This is a genomic window from Streptomyces sp. NPDC001970 (assembly GCF_053594115.1).
In genome coordinates this window covers 17,228-37,276 of sequence record NZ_JBSFDW010000053.1, presented here as the reverse complement: position 1 = coordinate 37,276, position 20,049 = coordinate 17,228, and the positions used below count along the sequence as shown (strand labels likewise).

The window sequence follows — 20,049 nt, the reverse complement described above, 5'->3', positions numbered from 1 at the left end:
CTTGCTTCATGCACTTAAAAGCGTAAGGTGTGCTTATGCTCGATGTGCGCCGACTCAGGATCTTGCAGCACCTCGCCACGTACGGAACGGTCGCAGCAGCGGCCGAGGCCCTGCACCTGACCGCGCCGGCCGTCTCCCAGCAACTGGCCGTACTGGAACGTGAGGCCGGTGTACCCGTGGTGGAGAAGCACGGCCGCACGCTCCGTCTGACCGCCGCGGGGAACCTCTTGGTCGCGCACGCGGAGGTGCTCCTCGGCGACCTTGCCGCAGCAGAGTCCGACCTGGCGGCTCTTCGGGGAGGCCGACGCGGGCTCATTCGGGTTGCTGCGTTCGCGTCTGCCGCTCGTACCCTGCTGCCGGCGGTGTACAGGTCGATCGCAGAACAGTCCGATGAGCCGGCGAGCGCGCTCACCGTCCACCTCGTCGAGCAGGAGCCCGACGAGGCGCTGGAAGCGTTGCGCCGACGTGAGACGGACGTGGCCGTCGTGCACGGCTACACCGTACTGCCCCGTAACTTCCCTTCCGACAGCGAACAGGAAGTGCTCATGGAGGACCCCGTGGTGCTGGTCCTCCACCCTGACCACGCGGAACGCCTCGGGCTGTCTCCCGGAAAGCCGGCGGACCTGGCCGGCCTGGCGCACGAGCCGTGGCTGACTCCGGCGCCGGACACGTCCTGCTACGAGATGATCCAGCGCACCTGCGGCGCCGCAGGCTTCGTCCCGGACATCCGCGTACGAAGCAGTGACTTCTCCGTTTTGACGTCACTGGTAGCCGCAGGCGCAGGTGTGTCACTTGCTCCTCGACTGGCCATTCCCGAAAAGGCCGAAGGCATCAGCCTGCACCCTCTGGGCGCGTCGGTGAGCCGCACCATCTTTACAGTCAGCCGTTCGGGCACCGCCCGCAGGCCCGACGTGCATCTGTTGAGCGACCTCCTGAAGGGCGCGGCAGCCAGTCATGCTGCCGGTGTGAAGTAGCGCCCGACGGTGGGCCGTCTGCTCGCCGGCGTCTCGGTGCCGGTCAGCGCGGCGACTCCTCACAGTTCGAGGCCGTGCTGAAGGCCATCCGGCTGTCCCGGCTCAGCCCGGGGCGGCCGCGCACCCGACCCCGACGGGTCCGCGCCGACAAGGCATACGCCTCCCGCAAGAACCGCACCTACCTGCGTCGACGGGGGCTCCGCTGCACAATCCCGGACAAGGTCGACCAGGCCGCCAACCGCAAGAAACGCGGCTCGCGCGGCGGCAGGCCGCCCAAGTTCGACAAGGCCGACTACAAGGAAAGGCACGCCGTCGAGTGCGGCATCAATCGCCTCGAGAGGCACCGGGCGGTGGCCACCAAGGGCATCAAGCTCGCGGTGCGTGACGAAGCGACCGTCCTCGTCGCGGCCATCACGAATGGCTGTGACCAGCTACCGCGGGGCATCCGGCCGTTGCGCGTGTGAGCCTCAAGAAGACATCGCTGCGCGGTCGGCCTCACTGCGGAGAACACAGAATTCATTGCCCTCAGGGTCCGCGAGGACCGCCCAGCCGGCACCATCGGGCTCCCGGCGATCGTCGACGAGGGTGGCCCCGAGCTTCAGTAGTCGCTCGACCTCCTCCTCGCGCGTGGTCTTCGGACGCAGGCACAGGTGAACCCTGTTCTTGATCGTCTTCGGTTCCGGCACCTGGTTGAAGTGCAGCAGCGGGCCCTCCGGCAGCATCACCTCAGTCTCTGGATCACCTGGGTTGTCCTCCCGATGCAGCGGACAACCGAGCACCTCACTCCAGAACCGAGCCAGCTCATAGGCATCCGCACAGTCGATCGCCACATTCTGCAATACCGAGACCATGCACGAGAGCCTGCCTGAAGCACCGCTCGGTCCGCTACCAAATTGCGGCCGGACAGCACCAGCACTCTCGTAACAGGCCCTAGTAAGGGGAGGTCGAGTTGCTCTCAGCCCAGAGCTTCTCCGCGTCGGAGCCTCCGGGGGGCGGCACGATCCCGTTGATCATCCAGAGGTCGTCGCTGGTCTCGTCGACGTGGAATTCCCAGTGCAGCCCTGCGTTCCGTTCGAGGTGGGGCTGCAGTATGCCCTTGACCCACTGGGCGGTCCGGCGCCGGCTCGCTCGGTCGGGGTTGTGGCGGGCGATGTGGTCGATGACGATGCGGGCCCCGACCGGGGCGGGCTTACCACCGACGTAGAAATCCTCGGGCCGGGTCTCATGGAACAGCGTGACCACGTAGAACCGGGGCAGCCCGATCTTTTCGTAGTGGTCAGTGATGTGGGAGGCGAGTCGGTGCTTTTCCTCGTCGGTGAAGATTCCGGGCGTGTGGTGAATAGTCCACAGTGGCATGACGGTTCGTACTCCCTCATTGAGTGTTGGGTGGGATGTCAACGGGCGGCCGGGAAGGTCAGGCGCTCCACGGGGCCGGACAGCGCCGCCTTGGCGGCGACGGTGACGTCGTCGGCGAGCACCTCCGTGGCCTCGGCCTCCAGGCCGTCCACGATCCGCGCGGCCACCTCGGCCGGCGTCGCCTTCGGCAGGTCCATGGCGGAGACCATCTCGGTGTCGATGAACCCTGCGTGTACGCCGACGACCTGGGTGTTCTGGCTAGCCAGTTCGAATCGGAGCGAGTTCGTGACGGACCACGCCGCCGCCTTGGACGCCCCGTAGGCGCCGCTGCCGGCCAGCCAGGACAGCACGGAGTGCATGTTCACCAGTGCGCCCCCGCCGTTCGCGGCCAGGATCGGCGCGAACGCCCGTGCCACCCGCAGCAGCCCGAATACGTTGACGTCGAACGTGATGGTGGCGTCCTCGAAGTCGCCCGTCAGCAGCGGAGCCGGCAGCAGGATCCCGGCGTTGTTGAACACGATGTCGACGTCGGCGGTGCCCTCCGCGAGGGCGGCGACCGACGCCGCCGAGCGGACCTCGAGCTCAGCGGTGACCACCTCCGACCGTTCGTCGGTGTACGCCGAGCGTGCGGTCGAGTACACCTTTCGCGCCCCGCGTGCCAGCAGCTCATCTACCAGCGCCGCGCCGAGTCCCCGCCGGCCCCCGGTCACCATGACCACCCTGTCTGCTACTGCAACCACGGCATCTCCCATCTGAGTAACGAGTTCGTTAGTGAGATCGAACCACGCCCTGCTGGATAACGCAAGCGTTAGTTACAATGGTGGGATGGCGATGAACTTCGAGGAACGGCTGCACGACCGGGATGCGTGGCCGATCGGCGACGAATGCTCGGCGCGGCGGGTGCTGGACCTGCTGCTCAACACCAAGACGGCGTTCCTGGTGGTCCGCGAATGCTTCTATGGCACAACCAGGTTCGACGACTTCGTGGCGCGGATTGGGGCCTCGGCACCCGCGGTGTCACGGGCACTCACACAGCTGAAGGCCGCGCAGATCGTCGCGCCCGTTCTCTATCGGGAGCCCGGGAGCCGTGCCCGCGACGAGTACCGGCTGACCAAGGCCGGCGAGGACCTGCTACCGGTGCTCCTGTCGCTGACGCAATGGGGCGATATGTACCTACAGGAAGGCTGCCCGCCCCTGTCGTTTGTCGAAGCCGACACCGGCCGTCCGATACGGGTCCGCGTAACCGCCGACCCAGCTTCGGAGACGATGTCCAACGACATCGAGATCCGGCTGAACCCCGCCTGCCGGCCGCGGCTGGCGGCCGCGATCGGGAGCACCGCGGAACGCCACGATTCTGAGAGCCGTTCCTCTACCGATCATGGTGAGCATGCGTTCGAGTGAGGCTTCGCTGTCGGTTGATCTTTCAGCCGGGTGCGCCTGCACGCCACCATCGCCAGGGCGGCTCACCGCGCGGACCCCGCGCTGCCGGCGGACCTGGTGGCCACCCTGGTGACACCGGAGCGCAGCCGGTACTCGGAGCTGGAGCGGCTGCGCCGGCCGGCCGACGCGGACGACGGGCACGGCCTTCGCCCGGTCGCTGGAGCGGGTCGATGCAATCGGCGCGTTCCAGCTGGGCCGGTTGAAGCTGTCGCAGATCCCGCCGAACCGGCTCGCGGCGCTGGCCCGGTACGGGCTGGGGTCCAAGGCCGCGAGCCTGGAGCGGGCCGCGGAGCCCAAGCGCACGGCGATGCTCACCGCGGTGATGCGCCACCTTGAGGCCAGAGCGATCGACGAGGCGCTGGACCTCTTCTCGGTCCTGATGGCGACGAGGCTGATCAGTACCGCGAAGCGGGCCACGGACAAGGAGCGCCTGTCGACGCTGCCGCAGCTGGAGAAGGCGTCGCGGACCCTGTCCAGGGCTTCGAAGGTGCTGTTCGAGGAGCTGGAGCTGGTCGAGGCACACGGCATGGATCTGGACGCGGCGGCGTTGTGGCGGGCGGTGGAGGAGGTCGCGCCTACCTGCGCGCCGACACCATCGCCGCGGCGAACGCGGCGCTGATCGCTGCCCAGTCCGAGGTGCCGATCGTGCGGTACTGGGGTGACGGGCTGCTGGCGTCGGTGGACGGGCTGCGGTTCGTGGTCCCCGTCCGGACCATCAGCGCCGCCCCGTCGCCGAAGTACTTCGGGTCCAAGCGCGGCATCACCTGGCTCAACGCCGTCAACGACCAGGTGGCGGGCATCGGGCAGATGGTCGTGCCGGGCACCCCGCGCGACTCCCTGCACATCCTGGACGCCCTGCTGAACCTGGACGGCGGGGTGAAGCCGGAGATGGCGGCCACCGACAACGCCTCGTACTCCGACATCGTGTTCGGCATCTTCCGCATCCTGGGCTACAACTTCAGCCCCCGCTTCAAGGACCTGGACGACCAAAGGTTCTGGCGCGCGTCCCTGCCTGGGGTCTTGGCAACGACGCGTACCGCCGCTGTCCCGGCCAGGGATCAGCAGGCCGCAGGCGATCTCGACCGGCCCATGGATGTCAGGAGTTGCGCGGAGTCACCAGGCCGGATTCGTAGGCGAGCACCACGAGTTGGGCGCGGTCGCGGGCGTGGAGTTTGGTCATGGCCCGGTTGATGTGGGTCTTCGCTGTCACTGGACTGATCACCATGCGGTCGGCGATCTGGTCGTTGGACAGACCCTGCGCGACCAAGGTGACGGCCTCGCGTTCGCGGCCGGTCAGCTCGTCCAGCCCGGTGTCGGCGACGGCGGGGAGCGGCTGGGTGACGTACTGGTTGATCAGCTTGCGGGTGATGGACGGCGCGAGCAGCGCGTCGCCGCGGGCGGCGACACGCACAGCGTGCACAAAGTCGTCCGGCACGATGTCCTTGACGAGGAAACCGGCGGCGCCGGCGCGCAGCGCGTCCAGGACGTACTCGTCCATGCCGTAGTTGGTGAGGATGACGACGTGCACAGGGGCCAGGGCCGGGTCCGCGGCGATGCGCCGGGTGGCCTCGATGCCGTCGACGACCGGCATCTGGATGTCGATCAGCACAACATCGGGCAGGTGCTGTTTTGTCAGCGCCAGGCCCTGCTCGCCGTCGGCTGCCTCGGCCACCACCTCGATGTCGTCTTCAAGGTCGAGGAGTGCACGGAATCCGCTGCGGATGAGCGGCTGGTCGTCGACGAGCAGGACACGGATCATGACGCTCGTTCCACGGGGAGTTCGGCCTGGACGGTGAAGCCGCCCTCGGCGGTCGGCTGCGCGCGCAGCCGACCGCCGAGGGCGGTGACGCGTTCGCGCATGCCGAGCAGCCCCAAGCCGGGCTTCGGCACTGCGGTCGGCGTGGCCTTGCCGTCGTCATCGACCTGGATGGCCAGTGAGTCGGCCCGGTAGACGATGCGGACCGACGCGGTAGCGGCACCGGCATGCCGGGCGATGTTGGTCAGCGACTCCTGAACGATCCGGTAAGCAGTCCGGCCCAGCGCGGCCGGCACGTCGGTCCGCTGCCCCTCGACCGTCAGCGTCGCCTCCAGGCCCGCCCTGTTTGCCTGCTCCACCAGCTCCGGGACGTGGTCGAGCCCGCGGGGCGGGGCGGTGTCGTCATCGCGCAGCGCCTCCAGGGTGGCGCGCAGCTCCCGGGTCGCCTCACGTCCGGCCTCCTGGATCGCGAGCAGGGCCTCGGGTACCTGTTCACCCCGCCTGCGGGCCACGTGGACGGCGACTTCCGACTGGACCTTGATGATCGAGATCTGGTGGGTGAGCGAATCATGCAGCTCCCGCGCGATGTGCAGCCGCTCCTCATCCGCACGGCGCCGCGCGGTCTCCTCCCGGGTGCGCTCGGCTTCGTCCGCCCGTTGCTCGGCCTGCCGCAGCGCCTCCCCCGCGGCGAACGCGGCGATCAACCAGGCAACCTCCAGGACGTGTCGGGCCTGCGCCAACGCCTCACCCGCAGGCCCATCGTGGAAGACCAGGGCAGTGAGGAGAAGAACGACCAGCATGGTCACGGACGCCGCCACCGTGACGGCCCGGTGCCCGGCCCGTACCGCGCCGTACACCGCGACCAGGTACGAGACGGCGAGCACGTCGAAACCCGCCGCCTGATACCCCACCGCACACAGCCCGGTGACGGCCAGGACGCTCAGCGGAGCGCGGCGACGCGCGGCCAGCGCGAGGCCGCCGGCTGCCAGCAGGGCGTAGCCGAGCATGTCGGGGCCCGTGCCGGGGTGTTCCCCGGACAGCCCGGTGCCCAGCAGCAGCGCCGCCACACCGAGGGCGATCGCCCCGTCTCCGACACCGGCCGGGACGCCGAACCGACCTTTGTCCATGCGCGCACCTTAACCGGGTGCCGCTGCGGGCACGTCCCGCTTGTGGACGAGCGGCCGGCTACCGCGCCCGCAGTATCCGGGCGGCTCCTGCCGCATCCGCAGCAGGCGTCTGCGGCATCGGCGGCAGCACAAAGTGCCTGCGCCTGAGGGACGACCGGCACTGTGGTCGGCAGACATGCTCAAGGCAGAGCGAAACCTTGGAATTGCTCCACGCGAAGAATGGGGAGAGGCATGAACGCATCAGACGTTTTGATGGCTGCTGCTGAGGGCGGAGTCATCGGCGACGGGCGGACCGGGGCCAACCTGGCTCTCGCGGTAGGGGCGGTCGGCGTGGCCATCGGCTGGCTGACGCTGGCCCGCGTCGCCGGCCGTATCCGCACCGGCAACGCGCGCACCGGCGCCATCTCGGCCATGACGGTGGGGCTGGCCGGCACGGTCCTCGCGGTGCTGCACCTGGCCACCTCCAGCGGCGGTCCCGGCACCGGCAACGGGCTCGTCGGAGCCATCGCGGCCATCCCGTTGGGAGCGATCGCGATCGTCCTCGGCCGCCGGGCGCTGATCCGTTCCCGCCGCACTGTGCCGGCTGGTTGACCGCAGCGAATCCGTGCGCGGCCGGACACGGTCAGCCGCGGGCCGCGAGACCGCGCCTGATGCCGTAGGCAACGGCACCGAGGGCCAGCACCGCGGCCCCGGAGATCACCGAGGAGATGGGCAGGGCGAAGGCCAGGATCAGGCAGCCGACCAGCCCGAGGACGGGAATGACCCGTGCGGGGCGGCCTTCTTCCGGGGTCAGGGTCCAGGCGGAGGTGTTGGCGATCGCGTAGTACGTCAGGACGCCGAAGGAGGAGAACCCGATCGCCCCGCGCACGTCCGTCGTCGCGGCGACCACCGCCACCACCGCGCCCACCAGGAGCTCGGCCCGGTGCGGCACCTTGAACTTCTGGTGGACCACGGCCAGGCCGTGGGGCAGGTGCCGGTCGCGGGCCATGGCCAGAGTGGTGCGCGAGACGCCGAGGATCAGGGCGAGGAGGGAGCCGAGCGCGGCCACCGCCGCACCGACGCGCACAACCGGCACCAGCCAGTCGGCGCCCGCCGCCCGGGCCGCATCCGACAGGGGCGCGGTGGCCTGCGCCAGCCCCTCCGGTCCGAGGACGGTCAGCACGGAGATGGCGACGACGGCGTAGACGACCAGGGTGATGCCGATCGCGATCGAGATACCCCGGGGGATGGTGCGCTGCGGGTCGCGGACCTCCTCGCCGAGGGTGGCGATGCGCGCGTATCCGGCGAAGGCGAAGAACAGAAGGCCCGCCGCCTGGAGCACCCCGCCGAAGGTCGCGTCATCCCCGACATCGAGCCGGGCCGCGCTCGACGCAGAAGAGGTGAGGGATGTGACCACCACGGCGGCAAGCACCGCCAGAACCACGGCCACGATCACCCGGGTTACCAGCGCCGACTTCTGCACCCCGGCGTAGTTCACCGCGGTCAGCGCCACCACCGCCGCGACCGCAACCGCGTGCGCCTGGCCGGGCCACACGTAGGAGCCCACCGTGAGGGCCATGGCCGCGCAGGACGCGGTCTTGCCCACCACGAACCCCCACCCGGCGAGGTAGCCCCAGAAGTCGCCGAGCCGCTCGCGGCCGTAGACGTAGGTGCCACCCGAGGCCGGGTACCGGGCGGCGAGCCGGGCGGATGAGGTGGCGTTGCAGTACGCGACCACGGCGGCCAGGGCCAGGCTGATCAGCAGCCCGGAGCCGGCCGCGTGCGCGGCCGGCGCGAGTGCGGCGAAGATCCCCGCGCCGATCATCGACCCCAGGCCGATCACCACGGCGTCGCGGACGGCCGAAGGTCATCGACGACGACATGCTCACCTTCGCCGTCGCACTGAAGGACAAGGGCGTCCCCGTCCCCGACATCGCGAAGAAGCTCACCATCAAGGTCGGGAAGAACGCGGGCAAGTCCCCCTCGGTCGCCTCGCTGTATCGGGCGCTCGCCGAAGCAGAAGCCGCCGAGGCAGACGACGGCCTGCCCCTGCGGCCCAAGCCCGCACGCATCCGCCGGCCAGAGGACCCGCTCACCCCCGAGGAGATCGACCTCCGCGAACGCCTCCAGTCCCAGCCCCACCCGAACGCGGAGACTCGCGGCCAGACCCCGTGATCAATCTCGGCGCAGGCGGCTTTGCCGATGCTGCCCGGGGCGTACGCCATGATCCGTGGATGCAAGGTTCTGTGAATTCAGGATTCCGTGTACTGTCGGTGGTGTGCTGACTCTCGCTGCTGACATCGAGGTGCTGGCGCGGTTCGGCCGTGCCCTCGCCGACCCGATCCGCTGCCGGATCCTTCTCGCCCTGCGCCAGGCCCCGGCCCACCCCGCCGACCTCGCCGACACCCTGGAGATCTCCCGGACCCGGCTGTCGAACCACCTGGCGTGCCTGCGCGACTGCGGACTGGTCGTCGCGGTACCGGTCGGCCGCCGCACCCGCTACGAGCTTGCCGACGAACGCCTCGGCCACGCGCTGGACGACCTGCGCACCGCCGTGGTTGCCGTCGCCGCCGACAAGACCTGCGTGGACGCGGACGAGAAGGGCTGCTGCTGATGACCGCCGAGATGCCCATCGGCATAGGCCCCGCCCCGGCCCGCCGCGACGTCCTCTCCAAGCGGATACGGCTGTTGGTCGCGGCCACCATCACCTACAACGTCATCGAGGCGATCGTCGCGATCACTGCCGGGACGATCGCCTCCTCCACCGCCCTGATCGGCTTCGGCCTGGACTCCATCATCGAGGTCTCCTCCGCCGCCGCGGTCGCCTGGCAGTTCTCCGCCCGCGACCACGCCGTACGCGAGGCGCGGGAGAAGACCACCCTGCGGATCATCGCGGTGTCGTTCTTCGCGCTCGCCGCGTACGTCACCATCGATGCCGTCCGCGCGCTGGCCGGCACCGGCGAGGCCGAACGCTCGATCCCCGGCATCGTCATCGCCGCCCTCTCGCTCGCAGTGATGCCGTTCCTGTCCGCCGCTCAGCGCAAGGCCGGCCGCGAACTCGGCTCCGCCTCGGCGGTCGCCGACTCTAAGCAGACCCTGCTCTGCACCTACCTGTCCGCCGTCCTCCTGGCCGGCCTGGTCCTCAACGCCACCCTCGGCTGGTCCTGGGCCGACCCGATCGCCGCCCTGGTCATCGCCGCCATCGCCGTCAAGGAAGGCCGCGACGCCTGGCAGGGCAAGGGCTGCTGCGCGACACCCGCCGCCGCGGTCCCCTCCGCCGGCCCCGAGACAGACGCGTGCGGCTGCCGCCCCGGCTGCGACTGCTGCGGCTGAACCGACACCGGCACACGCCCAGGACCCCGGCCATCACATGGTCGGGGTCCTGCGCATTCCCAGGGACCCTCGCTTCGTCCAGGAACAGGTCGGCCATGACCACGCGAGCACAACCTCGATCTACACCTGCGTCAGCTCAGACTTCCGCACCCGCACCTTGCGGCGACACCTCGACGGCACCGTCGCCGCCGCCCTGGAGAGCCAGAACCGGAGGCAGTCGTGAAACGCAAGGTCGGCTACGCATGGAAACTGCGTGAGGTGATGGCGGCGCACGGCATCTTCACCACCACCGAACTGGTGCCGATGCTGCGCGACCGGGGCATTGAACTGTCCGCCTCTCAGATCCACCGCCTGGTCTCCGGCACCCCCGAACGGCTCTCCCTCCAAGTACTGGCCGCATTCTGCGACATCCTCGCCTGCACACCGACCGACCTGGTCACGACAACCGCCGAGAACGCCGGAGTCCGCAAGACCGCGACGGGTGACCTCCCGGCCCCACCGTCAGCGGTCGCGAAACTGCGACCCCGGCCAGCCCGGATTCTGCCTGACGAATGAGCCCGACCTACACCCCGGAAGAGTGCGAGCGGTGGCACAAGAGGACCTGCGCCCGCTGCCGACGGCACGGATGGTTCGCCGCCCGCTGGCCCGATGGCCACGTCTGCCGCACCTGCCACGACAAGGCCCTCCTCGTCCGCGGCACCTGTCCCGGTTGCGGCGACGAGCGCGCTCTTCCCGGCCTACGGCCCAGCGACAGCCGACGGATCTGCTCAGACTGCGCGGGCTTCATGATGTCCTACCGATGCTCTCGCTGCGGGACCGAGGACAAGCTCCACCGCGCACGGCTCTGCACTCGATGCACCATCGCCGACCGGCTCGCTGCTGGACGACGGAACCGGCCGCATCCGCCCCGAGCTCCTCCCGCTGGCCGACTCGCTCCTGGCCATGGACAGCCCGCTGTCCGGCCTCGCTTGGCTCGACAGGCGCAAAGGGAACCCCGGCTCCTCCGCTGACCTCCTCCAGCGGCTCGGCCGAGGCGACATCGAGCTGACCCACGAAGCCTTCCATCATCTCCAGCCTTGGCGGGCCGCCGCCCACCTGCGGGAACTCCTCATGGCCTGCGGCATCCTGCCGACCATCGACAAACAGATCTGCTCGTTCGAACGATGGCTCATCGGGCACCTCGCCGACATCCCCGACCCTGACCACGCGCAGATCATCCGCCGGTTCGCTACCTGGGAGGTGTTGCCGCGGCTACGAACCCGCGCCGAGAGGAAGCCGATCACACCAGCTGCCCGCAGACATGTCGCGGACCAGGTCAAGCAGGCCACCACGTTCCTCAACTGGCTCGCCGATCGGGACCACACCCTCGCCACCTGCGGTCAGACCGGCGTCGACGCCTGGCATGCCGAGCACAACGAATACGCCCGCAACAGCATCCGGAGCTTCCTGCTGTGGTGTTCGGCCAGCAAGATCACCCAGCCTTTCCGGCTGCCGCCAGTGCAGATCAGCCGGGCCACGCCGATGCCGCAGACCGAGCGCCTGGAGCTGATCGGGCGCCTTCTCACCGACCCGAGTCTGCCTCTGCGAGCCCGGGTCGCGGGGAGCATCGTCCTGCTCTACGCCCAGCCGCTCAGCCGCGTCGTCCGCCTCAAGCTGGACGACATCACCCGCGCCGGACAACAGACCCTACTTCGGCTCGGCGAGCCACCGTCCCCAGTTCCCGAACCGCTCGCGGAACTCCTTTTCCGCTGGATCGACAGCCGGGACAACATGAACACCGCGACCAACCACGCCTGCCGGTGGCTGTTCCCCGGCCGCCGAGCAGAGCAACCGCTCAACCCAGATGTCCTTGCGGCCCTCCTCAACAACCTTGGCATTCCCACCACAGCCGGCCGCACCGCCGCAATCCGGCAGCACGTCCTGGACATGCCTGCCCCAGTCGTCGCGGAGGCTCTGAGCTACCACCGGGTTACCACGGCCAAGCTGGCCTCCGAGGCTGGAGGCACCTGGAGTCGATACGCCTCTGGAGACCACTGGCGGTCACCACCTGGTTGGACCCCGCGGAGTGACAGTTGAATACGCGAGCCCACCAGTAGCCCCGTGATACGAAAGATTTGGATAGTCGGGGGATCCGCGATCCAACGATGGGCGACATGACGGCTACAGGCCCGCCCGGGTCAGCAGCCACTCCATGCGCTCGACGGGAAGGAACGGCGAGGCACCAGCCGCTTCCGCGACGCGCTCCGAGGAGTCGGCGAGGAGTCGGAACAGGGATGGGAGCGGGAGATTGCGGTGGGGCGCGACCGCGCGGCGGACGCGTTCTTCGGGGTCGGAGGCCAGCTTCTCGGCGAGTTCCGACGGCAGATTCGGATCGCGGGGGGCGAAGCAGCGGAGCCGGGATTCAAAGTCGGTTGCGAAGCGCCGCAGGACCTCTGAGGGGAACGTCAAGACCTCCTCCTTGTCCCACCAGAACGTGAACTTGTCCCGTCGGCGGTAGCGGCGCTCGATGTTCTCGGCGGTCGCGGGATCAACCAGGTGCGGGGCGGTGCGCGCCATGGTGAGGCGGACGATCTCCTCGTCGTCGCCGAGCAGTCGGGCCACCGCGTTGGCGGGAAGGGCCTTGCTGACGGCCGCTGAGACTCGGAAGCTGACATAGGGCGAGTCGATGTGGGGCAGCGGATCGGCCGTAACCCATGGCAGGCGCAGGATCCGCAGCTCCGTGCGTGCGGCGACGTCTTGGTACCACTGGAGGATTGTTTCGTCGTCGGCGTCGGGGCTCGGGTCGGCCATCGAACGCGAAAGCTCGTGGACCGAGCTGTGGATCTGTGCCCGCACGTGCTCCGGCGTGTCAGGTCGGGCAAAGACCTTCACCCGGACGCTCAGGGCCGGATCGACGGCAAGGACCTCGCGGACCGACGGCGGCAGGTCGGGATGCCGGGCGAGCTGAGCGCGCACCTCGCTGTCCGGATCACCGGCGAGTTGCTGGAGAGTGTCCGCGTCGAGAACGGCGTGAATCACCGCGCCCGCCCGAGTCACAGGGTCCGCCAACAGCGCCGGCAGCAGGTCCGAGGGCGGTATCGGATGCGGACGATGCGCGAAGTAGGTCGAACAGGCCGCGGCGCGGACGTTGGGCTCGGGATCGGTCAGCAGGATCCGACGGACCGCTTCCGGCGCTTGTGTCCAGTGCTTCGCCAGCGCGGCGCGGATCGCGGGTTCGGAGTCGGCGGCGAGGCGGGCCCGGAGGTCGGGCGGCGTGTGATGACCCTGCGCCAGGTACTCGCGGACCTGTGGATCGGGGTCGTCAATGAGCTGCTCCAGCATCTCCCTCGGTGCGGTCGCGGCGTGGATGACGAGCGCGGACCGCACCGCCTTGTCCTGATGGGCGGCCAGACGAATGCGGAACCGGTCCGGCAGCCGGTCGTTGAGCGCCAGGCTGTGCAGGAGCCAGTGGTCGTCGATCGCGATGATCTCGGCGATCATGTCCTCGGTAAGGTCCGGACGCCCCGCCACCTTCCCCCTGCCCCGCCGCCATGCGAACAGGCGCCGGACCATGGAAGCCGGCAAGGCGGAATTCATCGCCAGCCCGTCCATCACCTTGTCGATGTGGACCGGGGCCGGGGCGTCAGCGTCCATGCGGCCAGGATGCCAGGCGGGGCTTCGATGCGAAGCTGCCGGGCTGCGGGTGGCACCAATCAAGGCTCGCTCAACGTCCGAGACACGGCGATGCACTGACCACAGAGAGCAGTTGGTCACTTTGCGGCAGCTTCGGGAGTCAGGACCGTCACTCTCTGCAGCCGACGAACGCGGCAACCCGAGGATCTCGCGACAGTTGAATACGCGAGCCCACCAGTACCAAGGCCGCATCAGGGGGGTCGGGGAAATCTGGTCGATCCAGTGGCCGGGGTCGTAGAACCTGGCCCGCCGGTTGGACTGGACCGTGACACGGTTCTCCCAGACGCCCTCGGGCACCTCCTGCAGATAGAAGCTGATCGCGTCCGTTTGCCGGTAGGACGCGGTCAGCGCCGGGTCGTCGCTCACGAACGCTTGTGTGGCCGGTGCCCGAGCGGAACTGCGTAACGGGGTCCTCTGGGCCACGATCGACAATCCCCCGATCAACCTGATCGACGAACGGTTCGTAGCTGACCTGATCGCGTTGCTCGACGACACCGAGGCCCACGGCAGTGTGAGGGTCGTAGTCTTCCGCAGCGGGGACCCCGACTTCTTCATCCCGCATGTCGACCTCGAGCGGATCGCCGAGTACACGGCGATGGCGGCGACGTCCGGCGGGCCCGACGACATCAGCCTCGGCGCGCTGTTCCGCAGGCTCAGTGAGGCGCGCCCCGTCACGATCGCGGTTCTCGAAGGCCGGGCGCGCGGCGCCGGCGCGGAGTTGATGTACGCGTGCGACATGCGGTTCGCGTCTGCTGAGCGTGCCGTGATCGGCCAGCCGGAGGTGGGCACGGGCGTCTTTCCCGGCGCGGGTGCTGTGCAGCAGCTCGTGCGGCTCGCCGGCCGCAGCCAGGCCATGCAGGTGATCCTTGGGGGCCGAGGACCTCGACGCGCGCGAGGCCGAACGCATCGGTGTGGTCAACAAGGCGCTGCCGGACGAGGAGTTGATCCCGTACGTCGAGCGTCTCGCCGAGCGCATCGCCGCATTCCCGGAGGCCGCCGTGCGGCTCGCCAAGCGCCGGAACAACGCCGCCGGCCTCCCGCCCAAGGAGGACGTCCAGGTCGACGCGGCCCTCTTCCAGATCCTGGCCCGTGACCCGGCAAGCGCCGCCCGGATCGGGGCCCTCATGCAGCGCGGGCTGCAGGAACGTTCCCGCACCGAACTCGAGTTCGGAGCGGTGCTCGGGGAGCTGTGAGCACGATGGAACCCCTGCCACTTGAATGACGTGTCCCGCAAAACGGTCGATCCTGTGGCAATGCGGGCCTACGTTCGGACCTGAACCCAGGACGACGTGTCCAGCGAGGTCCAGGGCTACCAGCGGCCCGTCCTCGTCCGCACCGGCCGACACGACCGCGTCCTGACCGCTGCTGTGGCCGAAGAGCAGTCGTTCCCCAGTACACCGACGTGCACAGCCAACGTCCTCGATGGCGCGGCCTGCGCGCCATGCACGCCGTCCACGCGGGCGAGGTTGCACTGCGCTGACGCCCCGCGGAATCAGCCCTTCGGGGCCGCCTGCAGTCATGGCGGCGACTCCTGAGCGCATTGAAAGCGTGGCATTGCCGCGGTGATCAGCCACGGGCAGGACCGGGGCTTGTTGTGAAGGAGCAGTGAGGATCTTCAGCTTTGCTTCGGCCTGTCGCTCAGATCCGGCTGTGGGCTCGTCGTGCGCATGATCGAGTCCTGGGTGATCGATGACGGCTGCCCTGTGCCGGCGGCGTCCGGCGTGGCGCGGGAGATGCTTCGGGCGAGGATCGACGCAGGACTACGTGACAGGTGGCTGTCCGGTTCGTCTGGCCACTTGCCGACCTTTGTGACCAACGCCGAGCGGGCGACGGTGTCGTTGCTCGAGGAAGAAGGCGACTCTGGCGAGCTCGCTGTAGTCCCGGGGGCCCATGGACGAGCGAGGGATCACGCCCGATGGGGCGGTCAACGACGGCGCTCGAGATCGAGCGGCTCCAGCGTGCCGTCCGGTTTCCCGGGACGGCACGTCGTGCGGAACGCGGCCGGCCGGACGGCGTCGGGCCGGCCCCGTTCCACTGCGTCGTAGACGTCATCTCCCGGCCCGCGGCCTTCGCGGACGGTGTATCCGCTGGGGGAGGCGCCGTGGCATCCTGGAGCCTTCTGAGGCTTGGCCGCCTGCCTCATCGCCGGCCGGCGCGTTCAGTGTCTTTGTTTCAGGGCCTCTCAGCCATCGAGCAGATGGGCGAGGTGTGCGCCGAACCGTTCTTCCAGGTCCCCTTGCTGTTGCATGCCGCGCTTGAACAGGGCTGCGATGCGCTGGTGGGTTTCGGGCCAGGCGAGGGCGGCTGCGAAGGCGTTGCGGCCGTCGAGGAGTTTGTCGACGGGTGGCAGGGAGACCTGGTTGACCAGGTTCTTCGCTGTTTCGATCGGGCGCCGATCGAAGGAGGCGATGCGCCGTGCGAGCGTGTCGACGAAGCCGTCCAAGTCGTTGTCCGGAAGGGACCGGTTGACCCAGCCGTAGCGTTCGGCGGTGTCGCCGTCGAAGTCGTCGGCGCCGAGGATGATTTCCAGTGCACGGCCTCGGCCGGTCAGCAGGGGAAGGCGCTCGGTGCCACCGCCTCCGGGGATGACTCCCGCGCCGACCTCGGGCTGGCCGAGGACGGCGTTGTCGCGGGAGGCGAAGCGCATGTCGCAGGCGAGGGTGAACTCGCTGCCCACGCCGCGGACGCGGCCGCGGATCTTGGCGATGCTCACCACGGGGGACTTGGTGAGGCGGACGAAGGTGTCCGTGGGGGTGGCCAGGCCCATGGGGCCGGCAGTCTTGGCGATGCTTCCCGATCTGCCGGACATGTCGAAGTGTGCGAGGTAGAAGTCGGGGATCGCGCTCTCGAACACGACGACGCGAAGGTCGGGGCTGGCGTCCATCCGTGCGAGCAGGTCCTGCAGGCCCTCGAACACGGTGTGGTCGACCACGTTGAGGGGCGGGTTGTCGAACAACACCCGCCAGTATGCGGGTGTTTCCTCGATGATGCGCACGGGCGCTGCGGTTTCGGTCATGCTCCCCATGCTAGATCCTGAATTTAAAGATGCAAGCTAGCTTCCTGTGGGCGTTGTCACGCTCGTGGCCGCCGGTCACGGGGCGGCCGCGGGTGCCTGACCGGAAGGTTCTGCGCGGGAACGTGTTCGTGCTGCACGCCAGGGCCCAGCGGAAGTACCTGCGGCACGCCGGGCTTCGGCTGGGGGATGGCCTCTTGGTGCCGTCTGCGGATCTGGAACGAAGCCGGCGTGCGGGCCCCTGGTGCGCGGTGCTGCCGAGCCGATCGCGCTCGGCGAAGAAGCCGGGCCGGCCGTGGGCAGTGCTCGGCTTCTCCCGTGAGCGGGCTGCGCGGCGGGGCGCGAAGCGGTTCGTAGCCGGTCGATCGCGTGCTTCGGGGGCAACTACCGCGTCCTCGCCGCCGGTCGGGGCGTGCTGTCCGCAGTGTTGCTGACCGGCGGCAACCAGATGCCCCGGGGGAGCTGCGGCGGCATGCATGAAGCCTTCTGCGGCCTTGCTGCGTGCCTCGTCAGTCACCGGCGCGGCAGGCGCCTTGGTGAGCGCCGATCGGCAGTGGCTCACGGGCACCCCCGGTGAGAGGCATGGGTGTCACCGGCGGGTGCTCAGGTGCTGGGTGTGAGGTGTTGCTCTGCCCAGATGAGTTTGCCGTGCGGTGTGTGGCGGGTTCCCCATCTGCGGGTCAGCTGGGAGACGAGGAGGAGGCCGCGGCCGTTCTCGTCGGTGGTGCGGGGGTGGCGCAGGCGGGGGTGGCTGTTGCTGGTGTCGGTGACCTCGCAGGTCAGTGCCTCGTGCCGGATGAGGCGCAGGCCGATCGTGCCGTGGCTGTTGCCGTGGAGGATGGCGTTGGTGACGAGTTCGCTGACGATCAGTTCGGTGGGCCCGGCCAGGTGGTCCAGTTGCCACTGGTTCAGTTGGTCGGTGGCCAGGGCCCGGGCGCGGCCGACGGCGGACGGCTCGGTCGGAAGCTCCCAGGAGGCGGTCTGGTTCGGGCCGAGTGAGCGGGTCCGTGCGAGGAGCAGGGTGGCATCGTCGCACGTGGCCTCGCAGGACAGCGTGTCCACCGCGGACGAGCAGAGGTCTTCCAGCGCCTGGCCGGGCCTGGTCAGGGAGGTGGCCAGGCGGTTGATGCCGACGTCGATGTCCTGGTTGCGGGTCTCGATCAGGCCGTCGGTGTAGAGGGCGAGCACGCTGTTCTCGGGCAGTTCCAGGGTCACGGATTCGAAGGGGACCAGGCCGAGGCCGAGTGGGGTTCCGGTGGGCAGGTCGGGGAAGGTGACGTGGCCGTGCGGGTCGATGATGGCGGGCGGTGGGTGGCCGGCCCGCGCGAGGGTGCACTGCCGGGTGACCGGGTCGTAGACGGCGTACAGGCAGGTAGCGACCATCGCCGCGGTGTTTGGGTCCTCGGGGTCGGCGTCTTCCTCGGCGAGGCGGATGACCTGCTCGTCGAGGTGGGCGAGGAGTTCGTCGGGGGGCATGTCCATGCTGGCGAGGGTCCGTACGGCGGTGCGGAGTTGGCCCATGGTGGCGGCGGCGTTGATGCCGTGTCCGACCACGTCGCCGACGACCAGGGCGAGGCGGGCGCCGGGCAGCTCGATCACATCGAACCAGTCGCCCCCGACGTCGTGGTGGCTGTCGGCGGGCAGGTAGCGCCAGGCCACGTCGGCGGCGGATCCGCCTGTTGCACGGTGGGGGAGCAGGTGGCGCTGCAGGGTGAGGGCCGTGGCGCGTTCGCGGGCGTACTGGCGGGCGTTGTCCAGGGCCAGGGCGGCCCAGCTGACGAGTTCCTCGGCCAGGAGCAGGTCGTCCTCCTCGAACGGCACACGGTCCGCGGTCCGTACGAACACCGCCACGCCCAGCACGGCGCCCCGCGCGTGGATCGGGACGACCATCAGGGAGTGCATCGTGTGGTCGCGGATCGCCGCCCGCACTGGGTCGTGGTGGTCCAGCCAGGTGCCGGGGGAGGTGTCCAGCATCGGCTCGAAGTGGGACTGTCCGGAGCGCAGGACGCTGGTGAAGGGCGATGCCGACGGGACCAGAACAGGCTCTCCCCGCGCGAACAGGGACGTTGGGGCCCCCTGGTGGGCCCAGGCCAGGCCCGCGCGGCGGAAGGCGGGGATGCGTCCGCCCTGCGGGCCGAGGCGGGCCAGGGGCTGTTCGCCGAGCAGGACGGACTCGGCCAGGTCGACGGTGGCGTAGTCGGCCAGCAGAGGCACTGTGAGGTCGGCCAGTTCCTGCCCGGTCGTCATGGCATCCAGGGTGGTTCCGATCCGCTTGCCGGCCTCGCCCAGGATCGCCAGACGCTCGCGCGCCCGCCGGTTGTCGGTGACATCCACGCTCACGGCGCACACACCCAGCGCACGGCCCTCACCGTCGTCGATGCGGAAGACGGAGGCCGCCAGCGCGGGTTCACGGCGCGCATGCATCGGCAGGAAGGCCCGGTATTCCCTGTTGATCGCCGGGACGCCGCTCTGAAGTACCTGGCGCATCACCGTCTCGATCGTTTCGGCCTCCGTGCCAGGCGCCGCCTGCGTCAGCGTGCGCCCCAGCCGCTGCTCAAGAGGGATGCCGTCCTTGAGGCCCTGGGTGTCGTTGACCCAGGTGCAGCGCAGCTCGGTGTCGCGTACCACGACACCGACCGGCAGGCGGCTCGGCAGATGCAGCGCCCCCGTCAGCGACTCCAAGCCCGCCCCCTCCGCCACCCACGAGGGGGGCGTGTCCTTGCCGGTCGCCGCCACGACCCACTGGGCCCGGCTGTCCTGTCCGGTCAGCGGCTGCACGCACAGGCGCACGTCGATCCTGCGGCCGTCGCGGTGACGAACCGTGGTGAAGCCGGACCAGCGAGAGGGGGAACCGTCCGGCTCGGTGAACGCCGATGCCTTGGCCCGGTCGTCAGATCCCGCCAGCAAGGCGGCACCGGAGTAACCCACCACGTCCGCGGCCGAGTAGCCGACGAGCCGCTGGGCGGCCTGCGTCCATCCGACTACTGTTCCCTGCGCATCCAGCAGGGCGATCGCCGTGCCGACGGTCGGGAAGGCGGTCTGGGCCGCGGCGATTGCCGTTGGTGTAGAACTGTCCATCGGTCATCCTTTCTGTGTCCTGCGGGGTGAGGTGCGCCGGAGGGCTGGCCGCGCGCGTGGGAGCCGTTCACCGGCCGTCGTGGTGCTGTCGTCCCCAGGGCCGTGGCCACGCCTGCCGCCCGTCGGCGGCCCGGGGGGTAACAGGCTGGAGGTGTGCCCCAGCGGGAGGTGGACCCGAGGGCGGAACGGGGCGATGCGCGCGCCGATCGGCGTCAGCGCCGACCGCGGCTGTTTCCTTGCGGCCGAGGCCGCTGCATGCCCGGGCCGTGGCTCGTCACGGAGGCCAGCGCGACGAGGGGCCAAGATCCCCGGCTGGGCCGC

Annotated in this window: 20 protein-coding genes and 3 pseudogenes; 14 read left to right on the top strand and 9 right to left on the bottom strand. The window is 69.6% G+C overall.

Annotated elements, in window-relative coordinates:
- Positions 1–35 precede the first annotated feature (35 nt).
- Positions 36–974, top strand: coding sequence for a LysR family transcriptional regulator (locus ACWCP0_RS38255; protein ID WP_451083344.1), 939 nt, complete (start codon positions 36–38; stop codon positions 972–974).
- Positions 975–1,006: 32 nt separating this feature from the next.
- Positions 1,007–1,438, top strand: a pseudogene (locus tag ACWCP0_RS38250) (transposase); the annotation flags it as partial.
- Positions 1,439–1,441: 3 nt separating this feature from the next.
- On the opposite strand, the gene ACWCP0_RS38245 reads toward ACWCP0_RS38250, so the two are convergent.
- The 3 genes from ACWCP0_RS38245 to ACWCP0_RS38235 all read right to left on the bottom strand — a co-directional run bounded on the left by ACWCP0_RS38245 (position 1,442) and on the right by ACWCP0_RS38235 (position 3,070).
- On the bottom strand, positions 1,442–1,825 hold the full coding sequence (locus tag ACWCP0_RS38245; protein WP_382942081.1) for a VOC family protein: 384 nt from the start codon (positions 1,823–1,825) through the stop codon (positions 1,442–1,444).
- A 79-nt stretch (positions 1,826–1,904) separates the two neighbouring features.
- Positions 1,905–2,330: a tautomerase family protein gene (locus ACWCP0_RS38240; protein ID WP_451083343.1), complete on the bottom strand. Its 426-nt coding sequence runs from the start codon at positions 2,328–2,330 to the stop codon at positions 1,905–1,907.
- 38 nt (positions 2,331–2,368) lie between these two features.
- On the bottom strand, positions 2,369–3,070 hold the full coding sequence (locus ACWCP0_RS38235) for an SDR family oxidoreductase (protein WP_451083342.1): 702 nt from the start codon (positions 3,068–3,070) through the stop codon (positions 2,369–2,371).
- Between the two features lie 85 nt (positions 3,071–3,155).
- Between ACWCP0_RS38235 and ACWCP0_RS38230 the strand changes: the two genes are divergently transcribed.
- The 3 genes and pseudogenes from ACWCP0_RS38230 to ACWCP0_RS38220 all read left to right on the top strand — a co-directional run.
- Entirely contained in the window at positions 3,156–3,731 is a 576-nt protein-coding gene (locus ACWCP0_RS38230) for a winged helix-turn-helix transcriptional regulator (RefSeq protein WP_451083341.1), read from the top strand.
- Between the two features lie 238 nt (positions 3,732–3,969).
- Positions 3,970–4,389, top strand: a complete 420-nt coding sequence (locus tag ACWCP0_RS38225) for a hypothetical protein (protein WP_451083340.1) — start codon at positions 3,970–3,972, stop codon at positions 4,387–4,389.
- A pseudogene (locus ACWCP0_RS38220) lies at positions 4,347–4,787 on the top strand (Tn3 family transposase); the annotation flags it as partial. The gene ACWCP0_RS38225 and the pseudogene ACWCP0_RS38220, both read left to right, overlap by 43 nt.
- A 79-nt stretch (positions 4,788–4,866) precedes the next feature.
- Here ACWCP0_RS38220 and ACWCP0_RS38215 read toward each other — a convergent pair.
- Together ACWCP0_RS38215 and ACWCP0_RS38210 are read right to left on the bottom strand one after the other, a co-directional pair.
- Positions 4,867–5,529, bottom strand: a complete 663-nt coding sequence (locus tag ACWCP0_RS38215) for a response regulator (RefSeq protein WP_451083339.1) — start codon at positions 5,527–5,529, stop codon at positions 4,867–4,869.
- Entirely contained in the window at positions 5,526–6,653 is a 1,128-nt protein-coding gene (locus ACWCP0_RS38210) for a sensor histidine kinase (protein ID WP_451083338.1), read from the bottom strand. The genes ACWCP0_RS38215 and ACWCP0_RS38210 overlap by 4 nt, the downstream gene beginning before the upstream one ends.
- 231 nt (positions 6,654–6,884) lie before the next feature.
- On the opposite strand from ACWCP0_RS38210, the gene ACWCP0_RS38205 reads away from it, so the two are divergent.
- Entirely contained in the window at positions 6,885–7,244 is a 360-nt protein-coding gene (locus ACWCP0_RS38205) for a DUF6223 family protein (RefSeq protein WP_451083337.1), read from the top strand.
- Between the two features lie 31 nt (positions 7,245–7,275).
- Here ACWCP0_RS38205 and ACWCP0_RS38200 read toward each other — a convergent pair whose 3' ends face one another.
- A complete protein-coding gene (locus tag ACWCP0_RS38200) occupies positions 7,276–8,457 on the bottom strand; it encodes an APC family permease (RefSeq protein ID WP_451083356.1) in 1,182 nt (393 codons plus the stop codon).
- Between the two features lie 56 nt (positions 8,458–8,513).
- Here ACWCP0_RS38200 and ACWCP0_RS38195 point away from each other — a divergent pair, with 56 nt between their 5' ends.
- The 6 genes from ACWCP0_RS38195 (at position 8,514) to ACWCP0_RS38170 (ending at position 12,041) form a co-directional block, all read left to right on the top strand.
- Entirely contained in the window at positions 8,514–8,807 is a 294-nt protein-coding gene (locus ACWCP0_RS38195) for a hypothetical protein (protein ID WP_451083336.1), read from the top strand.
- A 103-nt stretch (positions 8,808–8,910) separates the two neighbouring features.
- Entirely contained in the window at positions 8,911–9,246 is a 336-nt protein-coding gene (locus tag ACWCP0_RS38190) for an ArsR/SmtB family transcription factor (RefSeq protein ID WP_451083335.1), read from the top strand.
- A complete protein-coding gene (locus tag ACWCP0_RS38185; RefSeq protein ID WP_451083334.1) occupies positions 9,246–9,965 on the top strand; it encodes a cation transporter in 720 nt (239 codons plus the stop codon). Before ACWCP0_RS38190 ends, ACWCP0_RS38185 begins: the two co-directional genes overlap by 1 nt.
- Positions 9,966–10,002: 37 nt before the next feature.
- Complete coding sequence (locus ACWCP0_RS38180) at positions 10,003–10,188, top strand: hypothetical protein (protein ID WP_451083333.1); 186 nt, start codon at positions 10,003–10,005, stop codon at positions 10,186–10,188.
- Positions 10,185–10,520, top strand: coding sequence for a helix-turn-helix domain-containing protein (locus ACWCP0_RS38175; RefSeq protein WP_451083332.1), 336 nt, complete (start codon positions 10,185–10,187; stop codon positions 10,518–10,520). The genes ACWCP0_RS38180 and ACWCP0_RS38175 overlap by 4 nt, the downstream gene beginning before the upstream one ends.
- A gap of 387 nt (positions 10,521–10,907) precedes the next feature.
- On the top strand, positions 10,908–12,041 hold the full coding sequence (locus ACWCP0_RS38170) for a hypothetical protein (RefSeq protein ID WP_451083331.1): 1,134 nt from the start codon (positions 10,908–10,910) through the stop codon (positions 12,039–12,041).
- Positions 12,042–12,125: 84 nt separating this feature from the next.
- On the opposite strand, the gene ACWCP0_RS38165 is transcribed toward ACWCP0_RS38170, so the two are convergent.
- The gene (locus tag ACWCP0_RS38165; protein ID WP_451083330.1) at positions 12,126–14,003 is read right to left on the bottom strand and encodes a hypothetical protein; all 1,878 of its coding nucleotides are present in this window, start codon (positions 14,001–14,003) and stop codon (positions 12,126–12,128) included.
- A gap of 10 nt (positions 14,004–14,013) precedes the next feature.
- Between ACWCP0_RS38165 and ACWCP0_RS38160 the strand changes: the two are divergent.
- Together ACWCP0_RS38160 and ACWCP0_RS38155 are read left to right on the top strand one after the other, a co-directional pair.
- A pseudogene (locus ACWCP0_RS38160) lies at positions 14,014–14,469 on the top strand (enoyl-CoA hydratase/isomerase family protein); the annotation flags it as partial.
- Between the two features lie 34 nt (positions 14,470–14,503).
- On the top strand, positions 14,504–14,830 hold the full coding sequence (locus ACWCP0_RS38155) for an enoyl-CoA hydratase/isomerase family protein (RefSeq protein ID WP_451083358.1): 327 nt from the start codon (positions 14,504–14,506) through the stop codon (positions 14,828–14,830).
- A 989-nt stretch (positions 14,831–15,819) separates the two neighbouring features.
- Here the strand turns inward: ACWCP0_RS38155 and ACWCP0_RS38150 are convergent.
- Together ACWCP0_RS38150 and ACWCP0_RS38145 are read right to left on the bottom strand one after the other, a co-directional pair.
- Entirely contained in the window at positions 15,820–16,653 is an 834-nt protein-coding gene (locus ACWCP0_RS38150) for an enoyl-CoA hydratase/isomerase family protein (RefSeq protein ID WP_451083329.1), read from the bottom strand.
- A gap of 600 nt (positions 16,654–17,253) precedes the next feature.
- Positions 17,254–19,728, bottom strand: a complete 2,475-nt coding sequence (locus ACWCP0_RS38145; protein ID WP_451083328.1) for a SpoIIE family protein phosphatase — start codon at positions 19,726–19,728, stop codon at positions 17,254–17,256.
- Positions 19,729–20,049: the final 321 nt, after the last annotated feature.

Coding starts and splice junctions, on each gene's coding strand:
- ACWCP0_RS38255 (WP_451083344.1), top strand. CDS start 36: ATGCTCGATGTGCGCCGACTCAGGATCTTGCAGCACCTCGCCACGTAC.
- ACWCP0_RS38245 (WP_382942081.1), bottom strand. CDS start 1,825: ATGGTCTCGGTATTGCAGAATGTGGCGATCGACTGTGCGGATGCCTAT.
- ACWCP0_RS38240 (WP_451083343.1), bottom strand. CDS start 2,330: ATGCCACTGTGGACTATTCACCACACGCCCGGAATCTTCACCGACGAG.
- ACWCP0_RS38230 (WP_451083341.1), top strand. CDS start 3,156: ATGGCGATGAACTTCGAGGAACGGCTGCACGACCGGGATGCGTGGCCG.
- ACWCP0_RS38215 (WP_451083339.1), bottom strand. CDS start 5,529: ATGATCCGTGTCCTGCTCGTCGACGACCAGCCGCTCATCCGCAGCGGA.
- ACWCP0_RS38210 (WP_451083338.1), bottom strand. CDS start 6,653: ATGGACAAAGGTCGGTTCGGCGTCCCGGCCGGTGTCGGAGACGGGGCG.
- ACWCP0_RS38205 (WP_451083337.1), top strand. CDS start 6,885: ATGAACGCATCAGACGTTTTGATGGCTGCTGCTGAGGGCGGAGTCATC.
- ACWCP0_RS38200 (WP_451083356.1), bottom strand. CDS start 8,457: ATGATCGGCGCGGGGATCTTCGCCGCACTCGCGCCGGCCGCGCACGCG.
- ACWCP0_RS38195 (WP_451083336.1), top strand. CDS start 8,514: ATGCTCACCTTCGCCGTCGCACTGAAGGACAAGGGCGTCCCCGTCCCC.
- ACWCP0_RS38185 (WP_451083334.1), top strand. CDS start 9,246: ATGACCGCCGAGATGCCCATCGGCATAGGCCCCGCCCCGGCCCGCCGC.
- ACWCP0_RS38180 (WP_451083333.1), top strand. CDS start 10,003: ATGGTCGGGGTCCTGCGCATTCCCAGGGACCCTCGCTTCGTCCAGGAA.
- ACWCP0_RS38170 (WP_451083331.1), top strand. CDS start 10,908: ATGGACAGCCCGCTGTCCGGCCTCGCTTGGCTCGACAGGCGCAAAGGG.
- ACWCP0_RS38150 (WP_451083329.1), bottom strand. CDS start 16,653: ATGACCGAAACCGCAGCGCCCGTGCGCATCATCGAGGAAACACCCGCA.
- ACWCP0_RS38145 (WP_451083328.1), bottom strand. CDS start 19,728: ATGGACAGTTCTACACCAACGGCAATCGCCGCGGCCCAGACCGCCTTC.